The sequence below is a fragment of the Nostoc sp. genome, assembly GCF_036917515.1.
Taxonomy (GTDB): domain Bacteria; phylum Cyanobacteriota; class Cyanobacteriia; order Cyanobacteriales; family Nostocaceae; genus Nostoc.
The window spans coordinates 1-23,222 of record NZ_JBALDE010000272.1 but is presented as its reverse complement, the minus strand read 5'-3'; the positions used below and the strand labels follow the sequence as shown (position 1 = coordinate 23,222).

The window sequence follows — 23,222 nt, the reverse complement described above, 5'->3', positions numbered from 1 at the left end:
CTGAGTAACTTAATGGAGAGCTTCTTAACCCATGACTGAACCCCAAAGATTGACAACTGCTGACGGTATTCCTGTTGCTGATAATCAGAATTCACTCACGGCTGGATCGCGCGGGCCTTTATTAATACAGGATTTTCACCTCTTAGAAAAGCTGGCTCATTTCAACAGAGAACGTATTCCTGAGCGCGTTGTCCACGCTAAAGGTGCGGCAGCTCACGGTACTTTTACTGTCACCAATGACATCACTCGCTACAGTAAAGCCAAACTTTTTTCTGAAATTGGCAAGAAAACAGAAGTTCTCCTACGCTTTTCTACAGTCGGGGGAGAAAAAGGTTCAGCAGATGCCGAACGTGACCCTAGAGGTTTTGCCATCAAGTTTTACACTGAAGAGGGCAACTGGGATATTACAGGTAACAATACCCCTATTTTCTTCATCCGCGACCCCCTGAAGTTTCCTGATTTCATCCATACCCAAAAGCGCAATCCCCAAACTAATTGCAAAGACCATAATGCAAGATGGGATTTTTGGTCACTCAGTCCAGAATCGCTTCACCAGGTGACGATTCTGTTTTCAGACAGGGGAATACCGAAAAGCTATCGCCACATGGATGGCTTCGGTAGCCACACCTTCAGTTTGATTAACGCTGAAGGTGATCGCGTTTGGTGCAAATTTCACTTTAAAACTCTGCAAGGGCATCAAACCTTGACTGAGGAAGAATCGACTATGATTAAGGGCGAAGATCCAGATCATGCAACTCACGATCTGTTTGAAGCGATCGCTAACAAAGACTATCCTAAGTGGCGGATGTGTATTCAAGTAATGACTGAGGAGCAAGCAGCCAAACATCCAGATAATCCCTTTGACTTGACCAAAGTTTGGAAGCACTCAGATTATCCTTTAATCGAAGTCGGAATATTAGAGCTAAATCGCAACCCTGAGAATTATTTCGCTGAAGTAGAGCAAGCCGCTTTTAGCCCTAGTGCAGTGGTTCCGGGCGTTAGTTTCTCTCCAGACAAAATGCTGCAAGCTCGCATCTTTTCTTACCCAGATGCTCAACGGTATCGCTTGGGTGGTAACTATCAGCAACTACCTGTCAACCAGCCCAAATGTCCAGTGATGCATTATCAGCGAGATGGCTTTATGGCACCGGGGAACAACTACGGTAGCGCTCCTAACTATGAACCGAATAGTGCTGAGGGTACGCCTAAAGAAAATCCAGCTTATGCAGAACCACCTAATCATTTGGGCGATGTTACAGTTGATCGTTACAATCATCGTGAAGGAAACGACGATTACACCCAAGCAGGTAATCTGTATCGGTTAATGACTCCTGAGCAGCAAGAGCGTCTTGCTCATAATATTGTTGGCAGTCTCTCTCAAGCGAGACAGGATATTCAAATGCGCCAACTTTGCCACTTCTTCCGGGCAGATATTTCTTATGGTCGTCGTGTAGCTGAGGGATTGGGCATTTCAATTGATCCTTCAATGTTTTCTGCGATCGCTCAACCTGTAGGTAGCTGGTAGCCTCGTAGTTTCGTCGGGTATGTTATGCCGTAGGCTAACGCACCGAAAACCTGAATGGTGAGTTACGTACTTAAGCTAAATTTAGATCCCCGACTTCTTGAAGAAGTCGGGGATCTGATATAAAGCAAATTCATCTGATTAACTTACAAAAACAATCGAGGTAATTAAACATGAAATTAATAGCAACAGAAAAAGGCTTATTAATGCATAAATAACTATTAGGAGAAAACTAAGAATTTGAGATTATTCAAGAAAATGGGAAAATTATTATTAATAGCATCAAACAAATATCTTCTATTTGGAATTTAGGTTCAAACCCTGTGGAATGTGATGTAAAAGATGGTGCAATTAACCACGATCGCTATCTCTATAATCCATGAGAGGTATCTACTTTTTAGATACCAGCTATATTTTAGCTCTGGAAATCAAAAATGAAGAGGCTCATCAAAAAGTATTACAAAATTGGGCTACTTTAATAAAATTTAAACCTTTTTTAATAACAACAACATACATTTTTGAAAAAGTTATTACTTTTTTTAATGGTCGAAATCTTCATTATAAAGCAGTTGAAGTTAGGAAGTGGTTATTGGAAAGTCCTGAAATAGAATTAATTGAAATTGAGCGAACTTTATTTAATCAGGGCTGGGAATATTTTCAAAATGTTTTGAGTCCAGCCTATTGATTTTGAAGTGATTCTGGAACTGGAAATACTTGGCAAGTGCGTTTGACGATTCTTGAATGCCACAAATCAATAGCCGTGGCACAACTGAGTGGAGATGATTGTTGTAATTGAGTTTGAGCCATTTTGTAGAGCATAGGCTGGTTTTGCTTCAATCCAATCAAATAATCATTGTCAGTATTAATAATCAACGATAGTGTTTTTTTTGATAGTGCAAAGCATCAAGGGTAAACATTAGGTTTTGACCTGTAAACTCAGATATTAACTGTTGCACAACTGCGACTTCGCTGACTTGTTGATTAGCAAATTTGCATCTGGATAACAACACCGCGTTGGTGACTAAATACTGACACAACTGAAATAAAGTTCTGATATGACTGACTATAATCTGTCAGTGTGCAACGAATGCTCTTATCATTAACTGCCAATCGTTCCTCTGGTTTTGGTGAGGCGATCGCCAATGCCCAAGTATTAAATAAGTCTGTTAACCGCTGAAAATCGATGGTTTTTAGTACCCGTCGGAACGTCGAGTATGAAGGAAACTTGATATCAGGTGTCAGTTCTAACATTTGAATCAAGCTTTGCCGATGTACGTTAGTAAAGTCCTCCAGTGGTCGATAACCCCAGTACCCCGTGATTACTCCTAGTAATATCAACAACACAACCAACCATAGTTCGTGTCTTCCTCGCCGGATATGCCGATAGTCTGGAACTTGTTGCAACTGCTCGATCAGATTCATATTTGGCCTGTTGTAAATGTTTCATTACCCCCTATAAATCATTATTTTTTTTCTCTGTTTGTATGAAACTACCCTGCTCCCCAATACATACGGGGAGGGTTGGGGAGGGGTGATTCAAGGATTTTTGCAAGAGGTCTAAAGTACTGAAATATTCAAAGCAATAGAGACAGCTATCTCAGTAAAAGTAATCAAACAGGCAATACTTCCTTTAGAAGGTTATGGATAATTACCGATCAAAATAGTCATAATATGAGCTAATCTTGAAGCTTTCAGCATTTTCACCCTTATTCCAACAACTAAAAATATGTTATTTAAACGCTTATAGTGTCATTTTTAACTAATTATGCCTACCCAGTCAGTTTTGGGTGTGGAAAAAAATTACAAATCAGTCATGAAGCTTCCGCGTTCTTTAACTGCTATTGAAACTTTTGGCTTTGGTTTGTCTGGCTTACTTTCATGGTTTACCTCTGCACCATTTATAACTTCTGGGCTAGGAATACAAGCCTTGTTTGTGTGGATACCAGCAACGATTATAGGTGTAATGCTGTGCTTTCAGGTGCAAGCGTTGGGCAGGCAATGGCCGGATGTGTCAGGAGGAACACCTAATTACACCAGCAGACTGCTGAAAAATTTTCCGTTTTTAGGACGCTACGCAGCACTAGGATATTTTGTTGGTTGGGTTTCATTTCCCATCAACGGTATCATTCTTACAGAATTGATCAAAGTTCAGCTTGAACCTTGGGGCATTCATTGTCCAGAAATGGTAATGAAAATTGGCTTCACACTACTTTTATTCAGTATTGCATTTAGCGGTACACGCGCTTTGGCAATTCTGCATTTATGTTTTATTATTCCAGCAGTAGGATTAGTGCTTCTGTTTTCTGTTCAAGGCATAGGCTGGTTAGCGTTTTCGCCACAAAGTCCTGGTTTGTTTGCTGGTAGTTTGCCTAGTTTTTCAGCTGTTGAATGGCCGAAGTGGTTTTTCTTCGCCGTTTATGCTGTTTATAGTGTGGAAACAGGCGCAGCGTTTGTAGCGGATAGTCAAAAACCCCATCAAACTTTACGTTTATTATCAGTAGCTGGTTATTCGATCGCGATCATTTCTCTGTGTGGCTCTTGGGTATTGATGCGTTTAGCTAGTAACCCAGAGTTAGAAGGCGATTTGTTTAAGACTTTTGTAGCCGCTTCACCTTTTTGGGGCCAGGCAGCTTCATTAATTGTAACGTTATTGATTTGCTCTAGTTGCCTTCTTGGTGCTGCTATCGGGGTAGCTAATACTCCTCGTATTTTGTACCAACTAGCTTTAGACGGGTATATGTCTCCAGTCTTTACAGTTGTTTCTCGTCAAGGGGTATTGCAACCTAGTTTAATATTTGCTTTTATATTCAGTTTGTTTTATTTAATTTCGGGCGATCTTAATAATTTAGTGATAACTATCACTATTAGCTATTTGTTATGTATTATCACATTCCACTTTGGGCTATGGTTGAACCGCGGACAGCCTGGAATACGATGGCCTTGGTTATCCTTGGGCTTTTGTTTTGTGGAGCTAGTAGCTTTAGTTGTTGGTGGTTTAGCCTGGAGATGGCAAAATTTAGCTGCTGGGCTACTGTTACCTATGATAGTTTTGGTAGCTGATGCAGCTATCAGGCGAATTCCTTTTGCACCTTTCAATCTGAGATGGTGGATACAACGCCGACAGTCATACAGTACCCAGATTAAAGATTTTGTTGGGTTTCAGGTAGGAATTTTAGTAGTATTAATTTCTAGTACTGCCACTATTACCTGGGTGATTAAGGAGCAGTTTGAAAAACTTCCTAGTGGTGCAGATAACAATCTTTTTTTCATTCTGCTGATGATAATTTCATTTATGGCAGTAGCGATCGCTTGCTGGACTACTTTACCACAAATTGCATCGATTGCCGAAGCCCGCGAAGTGGCTGAAAGTCGCTTCATTACTGCCTTAGATACTGTCCTAGATACAGTTTTAGTACTGGATGAAAATGGCGTAATCACTCAAGCTAACTCGGCTGCTAAAGCATTATTAGGAATAGATGTTCATCAGCTGCTTGGGCTTCATCTTGATGATTTTTTTCCGGAATTAAGTGATGTGCCTGCTTATTGGCAAAGCAGAAGTGAGCAAATCTTACAAAAATCTCCACAAGATAAGCAAATCATTGAAACAACAATTTCACACAAAATCAATCACCAGCGCCAAGAATATATTGTTTTCTTACGGGATATTAGCGATCGCAAGCAAGTAGAAGAAGCATTACGCGATTCTGAAGCAACTTTGCGCCAGCAAGCGGCTGAACTGGAAAAAACTTTACAAGATTTACAGCATACCCAAGGACAGTTAATTCAAACTGAGAAAATGTCTAGCCTCGGTCAACTTGTTGCTGGTGTAGCACACGAAATCAATAACCCCGTTAATTTTATCTACGGAAATCTCACTCATATTGATAACTATACCCAGGATCTAATTAGTTTAATCGAGCTTTATCAAGATGTTTATCCAAATCCAGTACCAGATATTCAAAAATTGATCTCAGAAGTTGAACTTGATTATCTGATAGAAGATATGCCCAAAACCCTTTCTTCGATGAAAGTTGGTACTGAGCGCATCTGCGAAATTGTACTTACCTTACGCAACTTCTCTCGACTGGACGAAGCAGAGATGAAACCTGTCAACATTCATGAGGGAATAGATAGCACACTATTAATTTTGCATAATCGTTTGAAGACAAAATCAGACCATCCGGCTATTGAGATTTACAAAGAGTATGGAGAATTACCAACCGTAGAATGTTATGCCGGACAATTGAACCAAGTATTTATGAACATTCTTAGTAATGCTATTGATGCGTTAGACAAGTACAACCATGAAAGAACAGTAGCAGAGATCAAAAACTACCCTAGTATGATTATCATTTGTACTAAAGTATTAAATCCTGATTGGATAGCTATCTCTATTCAAGATAATGGCCCTGGAATCAGCGCAAGTGTTAAACAGAAGCTATTCGATCCTTTTTTCACTACAAAACCCGTGGGTAAAGGCACGGGTTTGGGATTATCTATTAGCTACCAAATTGTAGTAGATAAACACGGTGGCAAAATAGAGTGTATTTCTGAGCCAGGACAAGGGGCAAAGTTTTGCATTGAAATCCCGATTAAATCAGTATATGTTGCCAAGATAGGCAACATTAGCACTCTTTAATCTAGTTTGTTAAGATAATAACTCTTTTTCACTTTCAATAAAGAAAATCTGAAATCCTTGATTGAAATAACTTTATTCCATTGTTAATTAATAAAATTTATTTTCAATCTGAAGTCCAAAATTTTCATGCAATCAAATTCCCAAAAATCATAACTATTTTTTCTTGCCACGGTACAAGAGGAATAATCTAAACCTTATATACCACCCATTGAAGCTTCTTGTATTCTACAGGTGAGAACTTCTCTTTGAAGCTAAACAATCCACTTGTTTCCGAACCACCTAAATTTAAATACCGATATCCTGCTTTTTGCAGGAGCCGACAGCATTCCACAATCAAGTACTCTGAAAGGTTAGGAAATTCTTGATGCAGGGTGATGCTAGCATAAAGCCCTACTGTATCATCACTTACAGGCTCCATAGCAAAGAAAGCCGCAGCCTTACCGCCAATCCGAATCAACCGTGAGAAGTACATTTTGCCGTTGTTGCCCAATGGCGGATAATGAATAATGTTGTCGTAGTCTGAGGTCTGGGAAATGTGCAACTGCTTGATATCCAAATAGTCAAAGAACTTATTGACGATATCATGTGCTTCAGCAGCATTCTCTTCGCCGAGAAACTCAGATGTGGTTTGATCTCCAAACTTAGAGCAGAAGTAGCGATAGTTGGTCTTGAGACCACTGCGTTGATGCACCTTTAGCTTTTCCAAAACGGCATTGACATCGAGGATTTGTTCAGCAAAGGTATCATCTTCTTCCATCGCTTGGGCGTGCCAGGGATAGTCCTCGATTGGTGAAAAGCCAATGCCTAAAAGGCGATCGCGTTCTTCTGTAGTTAACTTTTTCACGAACACAGGAACGCCACTTAGCTCTAATAAATGCCGACATAGACGCTGTAAGCTTTCTGGATCGAATTCTCCCATCGGGTTAACAACATGGAAGTGCCAGTTACCACCGAGTGAGAAGCGATTACCAATACCGATACCAGCTAGCATCCGACCATCAAAGTACTTCAGTCCGAGGCGATCTGGCCCGAGTCCATTAGCTGCTTGGCAGACATAATAAAAGCTGTTACCGTAAGTCTGCGTTTTATCTAATAAGCGAAAATCTCGAAAAAGCTGCCGATCTTTGCCACTAATGTAGCTGACTCGACCGCCAAATCGTTTGATTGTCCGTTCAGCCAAGAGATGCTTTGCTTCTAGTGTGTTGCTCTCTGTACTTGGAATCTCTGCTTGTTCCCACATACAGAGAAACTGTTTGCGCTGTGCGTCAGCAAAGGCAAAATCTTGCACTACTAATACCTGAGCCGGAGAACCCCAAAGAATTGTGGCGACCTTATCGCCGTAGACACAAATAGTAGTGGGATTAAAGAAATGCTCTGGAATCCAACGATGTTGGGATTTGGAGTCTCTAAGGGTGAAAGCATCACCAAATCGGGTAAGTACTCGTGTTTCAATCCCTTGAGCTATTAGTTGACGCCAACGGGAAACAATGTTGTCTGGATCAGACTCCATAAAACGACGCTCATCGACACCACTGAAGTAAACTTCACCCCCTGTATTACCAAGGGTTTGGTGAATATCGTCAAGCACACTCTGCACCACATTATTCCCTTCAAGAGTAGACATTACAGAAGGCCGATTTTCTAGTTCAGCCTTGATAGGTAATACTCCGGTCATGGGTAAAGTCTCCTTTTTTAGTTAGTACGTTTCTTGAGTGAATAAATCACCCAACATGGATGCTCTAGTTCACTTACCCAGGTAAAGGGTTCGTTCCCTTGAGCGAGAGGTCGTTGCGCTTGAATGACCTCAAACCCCGCCTGCTCAAACGCAATTCGGTAGTCTCGATCTGTCCAGTAATAGTCATATAAGACTATCTCTGTTCCCCGAATTGAGACTCGAACTTTTTCCCCTGATTGAAGGCTTTGATTTTCTGGAAAATCATTTTGAAACGACAGCCAATCATGAGAGTAATATTCCTCTGAACAAGTCACGATGATCGCGATGCCATCATTTTTTAGTAGGCGATCGCATTCTTTAAGTGTTTCTATCATCTGAGAAATAGAGGAATATTCGAGCAAGACAAAACTTTGAAAAATCAGATTGAAGTTAGCATCTGCAAAAGGTAACGGTAATGCATCAATCAAATAGTATGTTCCGGTGGGATCGATTTGATCAGCTTGGGCTAACATTTCGGCATTAATATCAACACCGATCGCATTCCATCCCAAAGACTTGAGAAACCGAGTTGATCGCCCTGCTCCACACCCAAAATCTAGAGCTAGTAAACCATAAGCAGGGTTTTGAATGCGTTGGGGAATATTGGCGAACGCAAGATAATATGTCCCTTCAATTCCTAAGTTGGAATACTGTTTTGAAAATCTTTGGTATGCATGAGTCTGCTCGTGTGCAATTTTAATAACTGACACAAAAATATCTCCGAAATGTTTGAAACTTAGTAATTAGCTAGCAAATTTCAAATTTACATAAAGAATACGTAAATTCTGTAGTTATTGAAATATTAAACGATATTACTAAAAAAGTATTGCTAAAAGTTAATTATTATCTATTTTAACTGATATCCAATTAAGAATTATTGAGATTTCAATTAGTAATACACTCAAATATTAAACAGTTTGTAAATATTTTGAGATTTTTTAAAAGAAGGCATTCGGGTAGCATCTATGCAAAAAGTTATGTTAATAACCTGTTAACTGACTGTAGAAGTTGTATATAAAGTAAGAATGCGAAATATCTCAAGAGATACTTCGCATTTATGTGCTAAAAAGACAGCTTAATAACAGCAGTTTGCAAGTTAATAAGCTACGTTTTTAAACTCAAGAACTAGATATAAAGTAAATTTTATTTTTGAGTTTTGTAACTTCTGTTCATTGTGCTTTCTGCATAGAGAAAGGGAATCATAACTAATTAGCTGGACATGATATTAATACAAACTTTTTCAGCCCATATTTAGCAATCCGTTTTCATAGTCAGGTAGCACGGGCGTGTTCTCCTATTTGGACAAATATAAAACCGAAAAGTTTTGCAACTGACAAATTATATTTTTGATTTAGAGATGACTGTAATTTCTTTAAGAGGTTGTTTGAAAAGCGGTTAGCTGTGATTTTAATTGCGTTGTTACCCCCCTTAGTCTCCCCGATGTATTGTTATCCATTACCCGGATCTTTCTCAACATTTGCGAGAGTATTCACTCAGATTTTTTCTAATCCTGATTCGTTTATTATTAATTCTTAATAAAAATCTCCTTTTAACGAGAAGATTAAAAGATAACTTGTCAAGTATGCCTCACACTGAATGTGTTTAAGATACTTACAAAACAAGCGTTTCCAGATTGTAAAGAAAGATGTGATATCATGTCCGGTTAAAGACTTATCATTAAGGCAGCAGAGGGGCTGGGGGGCAGAGGGGCACAGGGGAAGGGTTTTTGGGTTTCTGCATAGATTCGGGAATCATAACTAATTGGCCGGACTTGATATGACTAATGGATTGTATTGGGGGGAAACAAGAAAAATGCGGTTCCCTCACGCCACTTGCTTCTCCCAAGGGGAGACGCTCTTGCTAGCTTGCTTCCCCGGAGGGGTACAAGTCGGGCATTGCCCGCTCAACGCAGTGGCTCCCCAATACATACAGTGGGTTAGGGAGGGGTAAAAAATATTGGCGTTGCAGAACAGGAGGCTGCTAAAGCATTTTCGGCACCTTTGCAAAATTGCTCAACAATCTCGGAAATTTCTGCGTTTTCTAAAGTAGGGGGAGTTTCCAACGATACTTTACCTATGGGTGTGTGGAGTGAGCTAATCCCAGCAATCGCACTAGGAGCAACTGGCAATCCACTAAGTAAAGCTGAGTGAGAAACTCTCCTAGAATGCCAAAGTTGCAAAAAAATTCTGCCCCCTTGCTTTTCCTCAGGCGATTCCACCATTGACACGAATATTTTGCCCAGTGATCCATCTAGCTTCATCGCTAGCGAGAAACGCTACTACATCGGCGATTTCTTGCACATCTCCCAGTTTACTAAAAGCAGCCATTTGGGCTAAACGATCTATCTGTTCTTGTGTTTTGCCTTCTCGAAACAGTTCTGTATCGGTGGGGCCAGGAGAAATAACATTAACTGCGATCGCTTTTGCACCCAATTCTTTAGCTAGTACCCGCGTGATTTGTTCAACAGCACCCTTGGTTCCGACATAGGCACTATAAGTTGGCAGCATCATCACCGTAGTTGATGAGGAAAAGTTGATAATCCGTCCCCCTTCTGCCATGTGTTGCACGGCTTGTTGGCAAGCAAAATAAGTGCCTTTAACATTAATGGCAAAAATCGCGTCGAAATCTTCTTCACTCACCTCAGTAATTGGTTTATAGAAGGCGATTCCGGCATTGTTGACCAAAATATCGATTTTACCGAAGTGTTCAAGAGTTTGCTTAAATAACCTTTGGATGTCGGGCACTTTGCTAATATCAGCTTGGATAGCAACTGCCTCTACTCCCAACTTTTCAATTTCTGCAACAACTTCTTGTGCTTTGCCTGCATTACCTGCATAGTTAACGACAATAGATGCGCCGTTACCAGCTAATTTTAATGCGATCGCTCGTCCAATTCCCCGTGATGCACCAGTAATAATTGCAACTTTTCCGGTTATTGATGCCATAGATTCACCTGTTTTTGCTTCAGTTATTAATAAGGAGAAAATTTCAACTCCTTACCGATGGCTGATAGAAGGAACTTTGCTATCTTGACTATCATCTAGCTTATGAGGCTGACGACGTGGACTCAAGCGCTCGCGAATTTTGCCAATCACGATGTATAAAATTGGTACAAAAAACAGAGTCAACAAAGTAGAGACAATTGTCCCACCAGCGATCGCAGTACCAAGAGATTTTCTGCTAGCTGCTCCTGCTCCTTCAGGATTTACCAATGGCCAAATACCCAAGATAAAGGCGAAGGAAGTCATCAGGATAGGTCGTAAGCGTTCTTGTGATGCTTGCACTGCTGCTTTGGTAATTGAAAAACCCTGCTCTTGCAGTTGGTTGGCAAATTCCACAATCAGAATGGCATTTTTACTTGCCAGACCAATCAGCATCACTAAACCAACCTGGCAAAATACATCGTTAGGTAAACCCCGCAACATCTGCGCCGACAACGCCCCCAAAATAGCTAGGGGAACTGACAGCATAATAATTAGTGGATCAACATAGTTCTCATACTGAGCAGCCAGCACCAAAAAGACAAAGACAAGTCCCAATCCAAAAATCAGGGGCGCTAGACCGCCAGACTGTTTTTCTTCGGCAACGATTCCCGACCATTCATAGCCCATACTTGCTGGCAAAACCTGCTTTGCTATTTGCTCCATTGCTACTGTTGCTTCACCGGAACTATAACCAGGAGCAGCGGAACCATTAATTTCAATGGCACGGAACAAGTTGTAATGATTGATCGTTTGCGCCCCAGTGGCAGAAGTAATTTTCACAAAATTGCTCAGGGCAATCATCTGATTATTCGCAGAACGCACGTATAATTTACCGATATCCGCAGGGTTAGAGCGAAACTGAGCATCTGCTTGAACATACACCCGATAAGTCCGTTGTAGCAAATTAAAGTCGTTGACATACCGCGAACCCAAGTAAGCCTGTAGGGTATTAAAGATATCGCTTACTCCAACTTGCAGGGATTTAGCTTTGTTACGGTCTACTTCAATTAACATCTGCGGTGTCTTGGCGCTAAAAGTGCTAAACACAGCTTGCAATCCTGGTGTCTGATTACCACGTTGGAGTAACTGACCCATAACTTGCACTAAGTTATTTAAACCACTGTTCCCTGTTCTATCTTGTAGCTCAAACTGGAAACCGCCAAAACTGCCTAAACCCTGAATAGATGGTGGATTCACCGCGAAAATTCTCGCTTCGGAAATTGCTCCAAGCACTCCACTCAACTTACCAATGATTGCCTGTGCTGACTGTCCCGGTTCGTGACGCTTGTCCCAAGGCTGGAGAGTCGAAAAAATTGCACCACTATTGGCAGAGTTACCACTAAAACCAAAGCCACCGATGGCGAAAGTACCTGTGACTTCCGGCAATTTGAGGATTTCTTTTTCTACCTGAGCCATGACATTGCTGGTGTAGTTGAGTGAAACTCCCTCTGGTCCTTGGATAATGGTAATGAAATAACCTTGGTCGTCATCAGGGATAAACGCTGTAGGTACGTTGATGTAAAGCCAGGCCGTCACCCCCAAGGACAATATAAATACCGCCACTACGATCGCTTTGATTCGTGTCAAGCGCTTGAGTATTTGTTCATACCCCCTACGCATCCAATCAATAAATCTGTTAACCCGCTCAAAAATCCAGCCCAACCAACCGCGTGGTCTTTGCCCCTGACGTAGTAGCAAGGCTGAGAGGGAAGGACTCAGGGTAATAGCCAGAAAGGTAGAAATCGCCATTGAAAAGGCGATCGTCAGCGCAAATTGCTTATATATCTGTCCTGTAGCTCCTGGGAAGAATGCCACGGGCACAAATACAGCCATCATCACTAGGGAAGTTGCAATCACCGCCCCAAACAGCTCCCGCATTGACTCAGAGGCAGCTTGGCGAGGCGACATCTTCTCATTCTCAATTAACCGAGATATATTCTCAACAATGATAATTGCGTCATCAACCACCAATCCTGTTGCCAAAGTTAAACCAAACATGGTTAGGGTGTTGATCGAAAATCCAAAAACCTTGATAAAGGCAAAAGTACCAATCAAGGTTAGGGGAACAACAATCACCGGAATCAGCGTAGTCCGCCAGTCCTGCAAGAAGATATAAATTACTAAAACGACCAGAGCGATCGCTTCTATCAACGTCTTAACTACTTCTGCTAGCGACGCTTCCACAAAAAGTGTTGTATCAAACGCCACCTGATATTTCAGTCCTGGAGGAAAACTTTGCTCCAGCCGCAGCATTTCGGTTTTAACTGCCCTAGCAACGTCTAAAGCGTTACTCCCAGGGCTAGGAAATATCCCTAGACCCACACCTTCGTTGCCTCTAAATCGCAGAAAAGTACTATAATTTTCTGCTCCCAATTCCGCTCGACCGACATCTCTTAACTTTACCAGCGTGCCATTCTCAGATGTCTTAATCACCATGTCGGCAAATTCCGTTGCCCCACTTAGTCTGCCAACAGCTTGCAAATCGATTTGATACATCTGATCTGGTAATGTTGGCTGCTGCCCGATTTGCCCAGCCCCCACCTGTAAGTTTTGCTCGTTGAGTGCATTGACCACATCTTGGGGGGTGAGGTTACGACTAGCAAGACTGTTGGGGTTGAGCCACAAGCGCATCGCATAGCGGCGTTCACCAAAAATCTGCACCTCACCCACACCTTTGATTCTTTTGAGGGCGTCTACTATGTAGAGGTCGGCATAGTTACTTAAAAAAACGTTGTCGTATTCTTTGTTATCTGAGTACAGTCCGATCGCTAAGAGAATGTTGTTAGACTGCTTAGTGACGGTGACTCCAGTTTGCTGTACAGCTTCTGGTAAGAGCGGTTGGGCGATGGACACACGATTTTGCACATCGACTGCTGCAATATCTTTGTTGCGCGATGCGTCAAATGTAACTGTAATCGTACTATTGCCATTGTTGCTGCTATTTGAAGTCATGTACTTCATGCCTTCAACGCCATTAATCTGCCGCTCTAAAATAGTCGTGACGGTATTTTCTACGACTTCAGCATTAGCACCGACATAGTTAGCAGTAACGTTAATTTGAGTCGGGCTGATCTCTGGATATTGATCTGTGGGTAGTGTCGGGATACTGATGGCTCCTACCAACAAAATGATAATGGAGCAAACACTTGCAAATACAGGTCGCTTAATAAAGAAATCAACAAACATAGGGATTGGTGGTAGGTATTTGGTAGTATGCTGGTAGTATACTGGTAGTCACATACTACCATTTAGCACCCATTTTTAAGATTCTGGAACGATCGCAATACCATCCCTAAGATTAAGCAACCCTGAAATAATAACTTTATCTTCTGGCTGTAATCCTTCAATAACTTGGTAATTGTTACCTTTGATCTCGCCTAGCTTCACTCGCCTTTGCCGAGCTATTTGTTGGGATACACCTTGGGGAGATGTTTCTGTTTCAACTATATAAACAAAAGTGTCTCCGCCTACACGAGTCATTGCTGTTGTGGGAATTAAAACTCCGGGGCGCTGATTCCAGAACACTCTAGTCCTGACCAATTGATCTGCACGTAGCTGATCGTTAGTGTTCTCAAAAAGTGCTTTAATTAATATGGTTTGTGTTTCATTGCTGGCATTAGGTGCAATAAAAAATATCCTACTTCTACCAAGCTTTTGACCTTGTGTGTTCATCACCTCTACTGGCATACCCTTACGCAATTGGGGCCCTTGCTGTAGTGGTACAGAGATATTCACTTCTAAAGGTCGATTTTGCTTGATATTAACTAATGGTGTAGAAGTATTAACTAAATCACCGACTTTCACAGGGATGTTGCCAACTGTGCCACTAAAGGGAGCGGTAATTTTGTCAGACTGGGGCTGTTGTGTTTGAGTATTTACATTAGATTGCTGCAAGGATTTTTCAGCCTGCAAAATGGTAGCTCGTTGTGCTTGAATCCTGGAATCAATTGCATCCAGACTAGTCTTAGCATTGGCAAGCCGATTAGCAAACTGATTGCTAGCCTGTTGAGACACCGCTCCTTGTTCAGCTAGGCTGACAAACTTTTCGTAGTTCTGCTGGTACAGTTGCACATTCGCAACGTAGGACGGTCGTTCTGCTTCTAGAGATTTGAGTGTAGCGCGGGCATTTGCCAGTTGTACGAAAAATGCTTGAGGCACAGTATTATTTCTCGCGATCGCTGCCTGTGATATAGGATCTACTTGGAGAATTGCAGCTCCTTCGACGATTGGATCTCCCGATTTGACAAGTATCTGGGTAACTTGACCCGGAATTTTCGGCTGGAGCGTGACTGAGCGCCGGGATTTTAAACTAGCAATAAAATCTGAACTTTCCTCAATTATGCCGCTTTGTACTGTTGATATTTTGACTCTTACCCCTTGAGGTTGAGCGTTAACAGTTGAAGGTGCTGAATTTTGCAGAGTGAGTAAACGCCAAACTAGAGTTGCTCCGCCCCCTAACAATAGGAGTGCGGCTAAACTCAACCAAAGCCACCGCCGTTTTCCAGAAGGTGGCTCAAATGACGTTTGTGGAGCTTTTTCTCCAAAATCAGTTTGAGGCTCAGGGGATGTCATGGCTTTTGAGGAACTTAAGGAACAAATTAACTAGAATTCAATCAAAATTTCATCTGTTACACTTGAAATTACTGATTTAGCATGAGGTTTTGTGGCAAATTATGTGTTATCTCATCCAAATATACAGTTTTGATGATTCTGTCTAAATCTACCGAAAGGTGAATCCGCTCCTTAAATTTTTTACTTCAACTGTATTCCTCAAAAAGTCGAGGATCTTTTTATTCCTAACTGCTGCCCAAATTGCTATGAATACATTGAAATAATTTTATCCAAATTACTGTTATCTAAGTATAAATCGAGACTAATAGGTTGCTTGTTTTAGATATTGAAATTCAAACTAGCTATCACAGTCAAATAGTTAGACCGCTTCTTAAAAATCGAGAGTCAATCTTTAATAGAACTTTTATTTGCACTCATTCGAGTGCAAATACGAATTCAATCATCGTGACAAAGATTTGTTTCAATTATTGTTGAAATTACTTGAAAAGAAACCGTCGTTGTATCTCAAACGACGGTTTATTCAATAATTCTTCGAGTCTTGTACACTGCCAAAGCTGAGTTCCGTTCGTTATCGTGGTTTTTTCCTGTTAGTTTGGTTACTTGATCAACTCGATTGTCGTTTTCAGATCGTCGGTCGTATTCAACGCTCCTACATCTTCATCAATCTTTCCGAGTTTGATCAGCCCGCGTGCATAGCCGTTGCTGGAGTCCTTGTAGAAAATCGCCAGATTACCCCATGGCGCGTAGTAAGCGATGTCGCCAACATCAGGATCGCAGCCTGCGGGCGCGCCTTCGGTGGATAACTGCTTTGGCAGATCGCCGATCTTTTCGGTCGAGGCGTAGTTTTTCAGCGTCAGCGTGAGTGGCAGCAGGGAAACAAAATCTGCGGACGTTGCGTTGTCGGCGAGCGTGGCGGTGAGCGTCTTGTTATCGAGTTTGATGCGAATCTTCATGGTGTTCGTCTTCTTGCCAGGTGTTCTTTCCGTTGATGCAGAGTCGTTCGTGTCGACACAGCCAAGCGCGATAGCTCCGACCAGCGCCGCGGTCAGGAGCAAAACCGAGAGTAACTTTCGCTTCCTCATGGCACAGTCGCTCCTCCATCGACGGTGAGGGCGTGGCCGACCACGAAGCTCGCTCCCGGACTGCAAAGCCACAGGACCACCGACGCGATTTCCTCAGGTCTGCCCGCACGGCCGATAGGAATGTTCTTCGCTATGTCGGCATACGCCTTCTCGTCCCCGGCGACGACGTCGCGGGCGATCTGCGTGTCGATCAGGCCAGGATTCACCGCATTAACGCGGATGCCGTGCTTGATATATTCGAGCGCCGCCGTCCGTGTCAGGCCCACCACGCCATGCTTGGAGGCAATGTAGGAAGCGATTCCAGGGTTGCCGGTCAACGCACCGACCGAGGCGTTGTTGACGATCGCGCCGCTGCTTTGTCGTTCCATCTGCCGAAGCTCGTGCTTCATACAACTCCACACACCCCGCAAGTTGATCGCGATCACGCGGTCAAAGTCCTCGTGGGTGCTGTCGGCGATGGGTGCGATTCGAGCCATCACCCCTGCGTTGTTGAACGCGGCGTCGAGTCGTCCGAACTCGGCGACGGTGCGGTCCACCATCGCCGCCACTTCGGCGTCATCACTGACATCGCAACGAATGGCAAATGCCTTGTGACCCGCGCTGACGAGCTTTTCCGCTGCGGCTTTCACCGCGTCTTCATTGACATCCGCCAGAACGACAGCCGCGCCCGCATCAGCGAATGCCTGCGCGGTCGCAAGTCCCATACCGGCTGCGGCCCCGGTGACGAGTGCCACTTTGCCGTTGAAGTCCAATGGATTGATCATGATGTAACTCCTTCTCCTTTGTTAATCGCTTGACCCAAGCCGCCCAGCCCGATGACGCCTACGCGGTGGCCGCCTTCCACTCGCCAGTGCTGCATCATGGCTTTTTCATAATGGCTTTTCAAAACAGAAACGCAATCGTACTTTCAACGACGGTTTCTTCAATAATTCTTCGGTTCTTATCCCAAACGAACGTTACTTTAAATGTTCGGTAAAAAATGATGTGAGTTTATCTAAGGGAATTAACTTAACTCGTCATATAAATCAACGTGTCCTGCTTTCGGAATGATATACAATTCTTTGGGTTCGGCTGCACGTTTGTAGGCATCCTCACTAAACTCTCTTGAGTGAGCTTTATCACCCATGATGAAAAGCATAGGACGAGGGGAAATCGTTTCTATGTCATTAAACGGGTAAAAATTCATAAACTTAACGTTACTGCTTAACGTCGGGTGCGTTGTGAGTTCCGGCGAACCTCCTTTTGGAGTGTATTCACCTCTCGGTGTACGGTAGAAATCATAAAACTCACGCTGGATGGGGTCTGTGTTTTGATCTAACTTATGTACAGTCCCACTCGTGTATTTGGTTTCACCATCGGTAAACTCTACATAACGTTGCTTTGCAGCCTCATCCTGGATTTTCTTTCTCTGCTCAAGGGTCAGCGAATGGTTGAGTGCATTTCGGTTGGCTGCTCCCATATCGTACATGCTGACAGTTGCGATCGCTTTCATTCGCGGATCAATCTTAGCGGCACTGATAACAAAGCTTCCACTACCACAAATTCCAATTATTCCGATTCGGTTTTTGTCAACAAATGGACAGGTGCCAAGAAAGTCAACTGCTGCACTGAAATCTTCAGCATAAATATCAGGTGCAACAGCGTTGCGTGGTTCGCCCTCACTCTCACCCCAGAAAGACAAGTCAAGAGATAAAGTTACAAACCCTCGTTCAGCCATATTTGCAGCATACACGTTGGCACTTTGTTCTTTTACAGCTCCCATAGAATGCCCAACAATAATCGCCGAATGTTTTTTACTTTGATCTAAATTCTTGGGAATAAAAAGATGTCCCGCAACATCCATTTTGTATTGGTTTTTAAAAGTAACCTTATACATCGTAACGTTGTCGCTTACCTTAAAAGTTGTATATCCCTTTGGTGTTATTTTTTCCATTTCTGCTGTTTGTTTTGATTGTCCTTTTTGTTCTGTTTGTGTGTAAGCCTGCCCACCGATCGTCAGAGTCATCATTGCTAAAATTAATATATATTTCATCTTCATTTTTCTGACTCATAGACCTGTATTTATTACTTGTTTTCTGAATGTAAGTAATGGCGGCAATGCTGCTAAAAGTTTTAGAAAGCTCTGCTAGTAAAAACGCTTTTCCCAAATGCTTTATACCGTTTGTCCGCCGTCAGCTACTAGCGCGTGACCTGTCACAAAGGATGAAGCATCCGAGCATAGCCAGATGACAGCATTGGCAATCTCTTCCGGTGTTCCCGCTCTGCCAATAGGTTCCTGAGAAATAGCTCCTTTGCGCCCTTCTTCCGTTCCGCCCGTGAATCGAGCCATCATCGGCGTATCAATGATGCCCGGAGCCACGACATTAATCCTGATATTGTCTGTTGCATAATCCAGAGCTGCCGAGCGGGTCAGACCAATGACTCCATGCTTCACTGCTGTATAAGCTGCCTGTCCTTTAAATCCTTTGACTCCTGCACCGGAAGATGTGTTGACAATGGCACCACCGCCGCTTTTGAGGATCAGGGGAATTTGATACTTCATGCCAAGAAAAACACCTTTTAGGTTAATATTCATCTGGCGATCAAATTCTTCCTCCCTCGGTAATATCAGCCAATGCAATTTGCGGCTGTTCGACACCGGCATTGTTGAAAGCGTAATCCAGCCTGCCATACGTTTTGATGGTTTGGTCGAGTGCGGCTTTTATATCTTCTGCCCGCTGAACATCGCATTTAACAGCAATCGCTTCTCCGCTTTCCTGTTTGATACGATTTACAGCTTCTTGAATATCTTTCTCGGACAAACCGGCAACGCACACGCTGGCATCTTCCTTTGCAAATGCCAGAGCAGTAGCCAAGCCAATACCCGTTCCGCCGCCAGTGATAAAGGCAACCTTGTCTTTAAATAATTTATTTTCTTTCGTTTCCATAATTTTTAGATCCTCTAGTTTAATGACTGTTTTTCTTCCGGTCTATTTGCTTATAAGTTCAATATACGGGCGTGAAAACGGATAGCGTGAGGACGTTCATCGAAAAAAACCGGACAATTCTCCAAAAATCTGCCGCGCAATGTGCTGAAGAAAAACAAAGCCTTTAAGATGAATTTATGAACCAAAGAGAAGCAGAATTTGAAAAGCGAAAGATGCAGATCAACCGGGAAGAGCTGATCGAAAGAATGATTCGTCTCGCCCCCGAAAATAGCCTTTTGGAAGTGTTTCCGGGCATTTTCATATATCAATCGTCGAAACCGACCGAGAGTCAGGTATCCGTATTAAAGCCTGCCTTCTGCGTCATCGCCCAGGGCAGCAAAGATATCCTTTTGAACGATGAATTATTTCACTACGATTCCGGTCATTACTTAATCTCGACACTCGATCTGCCAATTATGAGTAATGTCGTCGAAGCCTCTGAAGAAAAACCTTATTTGAATCTTCGGATAGACCTCGATCCGGCACTTGTGGCTGCGGTGATGATTGAATGCGGCATTGAAACAAAAAAAAGCGGTGCCGGAGTCAAGGCGATGGATGTCAGCCCGGTTGATGCCGATTTACTGGATGCGATTGTCAAATTAGTGAAACTATTTGACACGCCGGACGAAATGAAGTTTCTCGCGCCGCTCATTATCCGCGAGATCATCTATCGGCTTTTAAAAGGAAAACAGAGGGCACGACTCAGCCAGCTGATCGCTACGGAAGGCGACGCGCAACGCATCTCCAGGGTGGTCAGGCAAATCCGCGAAAACATTGATCAGCCGATGAAAATCGAAGATACAGCCCGCGAACTCGGCATGAGCGTGTCAGGCTTTCACCAACATTTTAAGTCTGTCACGGCGATGAGTCCTTTGCAGTTCCAGAAACAAATACGGCTTCAGGAAGCACGCCGTCTGATGCTAGGCGAAAACATGGACGTGGCGATCGCCAGCTTCCGCGTCGGTTACGATGACCCGTCTTATTTCAGCCGGGAATATAAAAAACTATTTGGTATTCCCCCGCATCGTGACATCGCCAAGCTGCGCAGCAATTTAGGGCAATAAGAATTGGACAGGTTTATTGGTGCAAAGGACTAATAACCCAAGTTGCTAGTTATCAAAAAGTGCCTTTGCTTAAGTACAACATTTTATTTTTTGGTATTTAGCAGTACTTAAAACTTGGTTTTTTTGTATCAAATCTTGATATAGTTTATGGACATTAACTAGCAACTTACGTTAAGTAGTAAGAATAACTGTTAAATATTGATGCAAAATCAGGTAATTTCTTGAATTTGCTTCGGAAAGTTTCAGATTATGTTTTCAACCATTAATAAATTTCAGGAGCAAACCAGGTGTTGACCTCAACCTTACTCGCTGCTGCAACTACACCTCTGCAATGGAGTCCTACAGTTGGACTGATTATGATTATTGCTAATATCATTGCCATTGCTTTTGGCAAATCTACCATCAAGTATCCCAACGCAGAACCAAAACTACCCTCAGCCAATTTCTTTGGTAATTTTGGTGTACCAGCCCTTTTAGCAACTACCGCCTTTGGTCATATCTTGGGAGTAGGTGCTATTTTAGGGCTGCATAACCTGGGAAGAATTTAGGTTCTTACTCAAGTTAGCCTTTATTTGATGATTCTTTTGTCTCCAGGTTTGAGTCAGAGAACTAACACTCTCTGGCTCTTTTTTATCTAAATGGATGCTTTACAATAACTCAATTCAAAACTACGTCAATGACAACCTGACATTGCTCAATAAATGCAAAGGCAATGTCTAGCGCTGGCTGCACCTATGTACTCCTAAAAGTAGGTTTATCAGCCAAGCAAAAAGGCAAACCTATTTAGATTGTAAATGATAACCAAAATATTTAAACTGAAATTATTGGTATCTAAACAGCATGACAGATATAACAGATTTAGCAAAAAATATTGTCAGCAAAGATAACAACTCGTTAATTTTGCCACCTGTAAACTTGCAGTCACAAGAAGACTTAGAACTTGAGCGAAAACTTCGAGAACTCAAGTTTAAACAAGAACTAAGAAAAGATTGGATTTTATTTATTGTCAGAGATGTAATAATTTTTCCTACCGCCATCCTTTTTATTTTTGCTATCAGTGGTTATTCCCTATTTATTCATATTCATAGATAACTTAACTATACAATTTTTCATCAACCGCAGAGGGCAGAGTACACAGAGAAAAGAGAGATGATATTCACAAAAATTTAGAATTGTTGTAAATTATTTCTTTTATCTTTGTGTTTCTTTCTCTCTGCGCCGCGCCAGTTGCTTCAACGGGGGAACCCCCGCAACGCACTGGCTTCTCTGTGCCTCTGTGGTTATTTAAAAAATCTTACCAACTATATAGACAGTATAATTGCGTAAGTAATTTTACAGACGACGAAGCCAACTTGCTATAAGTAGACTCATCTTTATATTCACACAAATTCTGCTGGATATAAAGTAAGAACTTAATGAAAATAATCTAAAAATATGGGGCTTCTAATATTTTCTGTTGCTTTAGTTGCCATTATTGCTGTAATTATCATTAATACCTACAATGATTTAATTAAGTATCGCAATCGTTACAAAAATGCTTACTCTCAAATCGATGTTCAATTACAGCGTCGCTATGATTTAATTCCCAACTTGGTGGAAACAGCTAAAGGGTATATGAAACATGAGCAAGAAACCTTAGAAGCAGTTATTGCCGCCCGGAATTCTGCAATTAACGCTAGCAGTCGTGCCACCCAAAATCCTGGCGATCCCCAAGTGATGCAACAGTTGGGTAATGCTGAAGGGGCGCTGACGAGTGCGTTAAGTCGGTTGATGGTACTTTCAGAATCTTATCCAGAATTGAAAGCTGATCGCGCCATGACTCAGGTAATGGAAGAACTATCTTCGACTGAAAACCGAATTGCTTTTGCCCATCAGGCTTTTAATGATGCGGTGACACTTTACAACACCAAGAGCGAATCTTTTCCTAGTAACCTGGTGGCAAATACTTTTAACTTTACTGTTGCTCAATTGCTCCCGGAAGCAACTCCAGAAATAAGAAATGCTCCACGCGTGTCTTTTTAGATGTCTATGAATTTCTTTGAACATCAGGATCGGGCACGCCAAAATACGCAACAATTAATCGGGTTATTTTCCTTGGCGATCGCAGTCATGATTATGGCGATTTATATTGCCACTTTATTTCTGTTTCGCATGACTCCTCGTGTTTGGTGGCATCCAGGGTTATTTCTCTACGTGGCTGGGATTACAATAATTGCGATCGCAGTGGGAAGTTTGTATAAAATTGCCTGTCTCCGTCAAGGCGGAAGCGTAATTGCCCAAGAGTTAGGAGGAAGACTGCTGGTAGCAGAAATAGCCGACGAACAAGGGCAACAACTATTAAATATAGTCGAGGAAATGGCGATCGCTAAGGGCGGGTCTTGACGCTTCGCCTTTGGGGATCGCCGGAGGGCGGGTGGGTACGCCATCGCACTCTTGATGACGTAGAAAGCGTCATCCCATCATTTTGTCGTTTTGAAGCTTTCTATGTAGCATTACGACATATTTTGTTCTTTTCAAAACTTACCTGTACTTGGTTAATGTTTTTGTCTTACTGTTATATTTTGCGCTCTTTATTTATCTTTTGCGGGTTTATTCGGTTAGGTGCAAGATGTGAGCGCCCAAGGGGCGCGATTACACGCCCGCAATAAATGAAAGAAACACAGTTAACAAGAGTTTTAC

The 23,222-nt window shown here is 42.4% G+C and carries 19 protein-coding genes and 1 pseudogene; 8 read left to right on the top strand and 12 right to left on the bottom strand.

The features are described 5' to 3' along the window. Positions 1-31: 31 nt before the first annotated feature. Both V7K89_RS34455 and V7K89_RS34450 read left to right on the top strand, forming a co-directional pair. Positions 32-1,525: a catalase gene (locus tag V7K89_RS34455; protein ID WP_335195366.1), complete on the top strand. Its 1,494-nt coding sequence runs from the start codon at positions 32-34 to the stop codon at positions 1,523-1,525. 376 nt (positions 1,526-1,901) lie between these two features. Next, positions 1,902-2,207 carry a PIN domain-containing protein gene (locus tag V7K89_RS34450; RefSeq protein ID WP_335195365.1) on the top strand — a complete coding sequence of 102 codons (306 nt, stop codon included), beginning with the start codon at positions 1,902-1,904 and terminating at the stop codon, positions 2,205-2,207. Here the strand turns inward: V7K89_RS34450 and V7K89_RS34445 are convergent. Further along, complete coding sequence (locus V7K89_RS34445; RefSeq protein ID WP_335195364.1) at positions 2,201-2,341, bottom strand: hypothetical protein; 141 nt, start codon at positions 2,339-2,341, stop codon at positions 2,201-2,203. The two genes, V7K89_RS34450 and V7K89_RS34445, sit on opposite strands and share 7 nt — an antisense overlap. A gap of 162 nt (positions 2,342-2,503) precedes the next feature. Continuing rightward, positions 2,504-2,944 carry a transposase family protein gene (locus V7K89_RS34440; RefSeq protein WP_335195363.1) on the bottom strand — a complete coding sequence of 147 codons (441 nt, stop codon included), beginning with the start codon at positions 2,942-2,944 and terminating at the stop codon, positions 2,504-2,506. A 343-nt stretch (positions 2,945-3,287) separates the two neighbouring features. On the opposite strand from V7K89_RS34440, the gene V7K89_RS34435 reads away from it, so the two are divergent. Further along, complete coding sequence (locus tag V7K89_RS34435) at positions 3,288-6,161, top strand: ATP-binding protein (protein WP_335195362.1); 2,874 nt, start codon at positions 3,288-3,290, stop codon at positions 6,159-6,161. 187 nt (positions 6,162-6,348) lie between these two features. Here the strand turns inward: V7K89_RS34435 and V7K89_RS34430 are convergent, their stop codons facing one another. The 10 genes and pseudogenes from V7K89_RS34430 to V7K89_RS34385 all read right to left on the bottom strand — a co-directional run bounded on the left by V7K89_RS34430 (position 6,349) and on the right by V7K89_RS34385 (position 19,440). Continuing rightward, positions 6,349-7,836, bottom strand: a complete 1,488-nt coding sequence (locus V7K89_RS34430) for a hypothetical protein (protein ID WP_335195361.1) — start codon at positions 7,834-7,836, stop codon at positions 6,349-6,351. 17 nt (positions 7,837-7,853) lie between these two features. Continuing rightward, positions 7,854-8,585 (bottom strand): class I SAM-dependent methyltransferase, encoded by a 732-nt coding sequence (locus V7K89_RS34425; protein WP_335195360.1) that lies wholly within the window; start codon positions 8,583-8,585, stop codon positions 7,854-7,856. Positions 8,586-9,811: 1,226 nt separating this feature from the next. Beyond that, a complete protein-coding gene (locus tag V7K89_RS34420; protein WP_335195359.1) occupies positions 9,812-10,096 on the bottom strand; it encodes a hypothetical protein in 285 nt (94 codons plus the stop codon). Next, positions 10,080-10,820, bottom strand: a complete 741-nt coding sequence (locus tag V7K89_RS34415; RefSeq protein ID WP_335195358.1) for an SDR family oxidoreductase — start codon at positions 10,818-10,820, stop codon at positions 10,080-10,082. The genes V7K89_RS34420 and V7K89_RS34415 overlap by 17 nt, the downstream gene beginning before the upstream one ends. 51 nt (positions 10,821-10,871) lie before the next feature. Continuing rightward, positions 10,872-14,045: an efflux RND transporter permease subunit gene (locus tag V7K89_RS34410; RefSeq protein ID WP_335195357.1), complete on the bottom strand. Its 3,174-nt coding sequence runs from the start codon at positions 14,043-14,045 to the stop codon at positions 10,872-10,874. A gap of 75 nt (positions 14,046-14,120) precedes the next feature. Then, positions 14,121-15,431: an efflux RND transporter periplasmic adaptor subunit gene (locus V7K89_RS34405; RefSeq protein WP_335195356.1), complete on the bottom strand. Its 1,311-nt coding sequence runs from the start codon at positions 15,429-15,431 to the stop codon at positions 14,121-14,123. Positions 15,432-16,027: 596 nt separating this feature from the next. Continuing rightward, positions 16,028-16,513, bottom strand: coding sequence for a cyclophilin-like fold protein (locus tag V7K89_RS34400; protein WP_335195355.1), 486 nt, complete (start codon positions 16,511-16,513; stop codon positions 16,028-16,030). Beyond that, positions 16,510-17,277, bottom strand: coding sequence for a glucose 1-dehydrogenase (locus V7K89_RS34395; protein ID WP_335195354.1), 768 nt, complete (start codon positions 17,275-17,277; stop codon positions 16,510-16,512). The genes V7K89_RS34400 and V7K89_RS34395 overlap by 4 nt, the downstream gene beginning before the upstream one ends. A gap of 239 nt (positions 17,278-17,516) precedes the next feature. After that, positions 17,517-18,545 (bottom strand): alpha/beta hydrolase, encoded by a 1,029-nt coding sequence (locus V7K89_RS34390; protein ID WP_335195353.1) that lies wholly within the window; start codon positions 18,543-18,545, stop codon positions 17,517-17,519. 120 nt (positions 18,546-18,665) lie between these two features. Beyond that, positions 18,666-19,440: pseudogene (locus V7K89_RS34385) on the bottom strand (glucose 1-dehydrogenase). A gap of 176 nt (positions 19,441-19,616) precedes the next feature. Between V7K89_RS34385 and V7K89_RS34380 the strand changes: the two are divergent. The 5 genes from V7K89_RS34380 (at position 19,617) to V7K89_RS34360 (ending at position 22,925) form a co-directional block, all read left to right on the top strand. Next, entirely contained in the window at positions 19,617-20,543 is a 927-nt protein-coding gene (locus V7K89_RS34380) for an AraC family transcriptional regulator (protein WP_335195352.1), read from the top strand. 287 nt (positions 20,544-20,830) lie between these two features. Next, positions 20,831-21,091 carry a photosystem I reaction center subunit PsaK gene (gene psaK / locus V7K89_RS34375; RefSeq protein WP_335001419.1) on the top strand — a complete coding sequence of 87 codons (261 nt, stop codon included), beginning with the start codon at positions 20,831-20,833 and terminating at the stop codon, positions 21,089-21,091. Positions 21,092-21,383: 292 nt separating this feature from the next. Continuing rightward, positions 21,384-21,635, top strand: a complete 252-nt coding sequence (locus V7K89_RS34370) for a hypothetical protein (protein ID WP_335195351.1) — start codon at positions 21,384-21,386, stop codon at positions 21,633-21,635. Positions 21,636-21,977: 342 nt separating this feature from the next. Beyond that, positions 21,978-22,565 carry a LemA family protein gene (locus V7K89_RS34365; RefSeq protein ID WP_335195350.1) on the top strand — a complete coding sequence of 196 codons (588 nt, stop codon included), beginning with the start codon at positions 21,978-21,980 and terminating at the stop codon, positions 22,563-22,565. Next, positions 22,566-22,925 (top strand): hypothetical protein, encoded by a 360-nt coding sequence (locus tag V7K89_RS34360; RefSeq protein WP_335195349.1) that lies wholly within the window; start codon positions 22,566-22,568, stop codon positions 22,923-22,925. Positions 22,926-23,222: the final 297 nt, after the last annotated feature.

Excerpts from the sequence above, each read along its gene's own strand:
- V7K89_RS34455 (WP_335195366.1), top strand. The coding sequence starts at position 32 with ATGACTGAACCCCAAAGATTGACAACTGCTGACGGTATTCCTGTTGCT.
- V7K89_RS34450 (WP_335195365.1), top strand. The coding sequence starts at position 1,902 with ATGAGAGGTATCTACTTTTTAGATACCAGCTATATTTTAGCTCTGGAA.
- V7K89_RS34445 (WP_335195364.1), bottom strand. The coding sequence starts at position 2,341 with ATGCTCTACAAAATGGCTCAAACTCAATTACAACAATCATCTCCACTC.
- V7K89_RS34440 (WP_335195363.1), bottom strand. The coding sequence starts at position 2,944 with ATGAATCTGATCGAGCAGTTGCAACAAGTTCCAGACTATCGGCATATC.
- V7K89_RS34435 (WP_335195362.1), top strand. The coding sequence starts at position 3,288 with ATGCCTACCCAGTCAGTTTTGGGTGTGGAAAAAAATTACAAATCAGTC.
- V7K89_RS34430 (WP_335195361.1), bottom strand. The coding sequence starts at position 7,836 with ATGACCGGAGTATTACCTATCAAGGCTGAACTAGAAAATCGGCCTTCT.
- V7K89_RS34420 (WP_335195359.1), bottom strand. The coding sequence starts at position 10,096 with ATGGTGGAATCGCCTGAGGAAAAGCAAGGGGGCAGAATTTTTTTGCAA.
- V7K89_RS34415 (WP_335195358.1), bottom strand. The coding sequence starts at position 10,820 with ATGGCATCAATAACCGGAAAAGTTGCAATTATTACTGGTGCATCACGG.
- V7K89_RS34410 (WP_335195357.1), bottom strand. The coding sequence starts at position 14,045 with ATGTTTGTTGATTTCTTTATTAAGCGACCTGTATTTGCAAGTGTTTGC.
- V7K89_RS34405 (WP_335195356.1), bottom strand. The coding sequence starts at position 15,431 with ATGACATCCCCTGAGCCTCAAACTGATTTTGGAGAAAAAGCTCCACAA.
- V7K89_RS34400 (WP_335195355.1), bottom strand. The coding sequence starts at position 16,513 with ATGAGGAAGCGAAAGTTACTCTCGGTTTTGCTCCTGACCGCGGCGCTG.
- V7K89_RS34395 (WP_335195354.1), bottom strand. The coding sequence starts at position 17,277 with ATGATCAATCCATTGGACTTCAACGGCAAAGTGGCACTCGTCACCGGG.
- V7K89_RS34390 (WP_335195353.1), bottom strand. The coding sequence starts at position 18,545 with ATGAAATATATATTAATTTTAGCAATGATGACTCTGACGATCGGTGGG.
- V7K89_RS34380 (WP_335195352.1), top strand. The coding sequence starts at position 19,617 with ATGAACCAAAGAGAAGCAGAATTTGAAAAGCGAAAGATGCAGATCAAC.
- V7K89_RS34370 (WP_335195351.1), top strand. The coding sequence starts at position 21,384 with ATGACAGATATAACAGATTTAGCAAAAAATATTGTCAGCAAAGATAAC.
- V7K89_RS34365 (WP_335195350.1), top strand. The coding sequence starts at position 21,978 with ATGGGGCTTCTAATATTTTCTGTTGCTTTAGTTGCCATTATTGCTGTA.
- V7K89_RS34360 (WP_335195349.1), top strand. The coding sequence starts at position 22,566 with ATGTCTATGAATTTCTTTGAACATCAGGATCGGGCACGCCAAAATACG.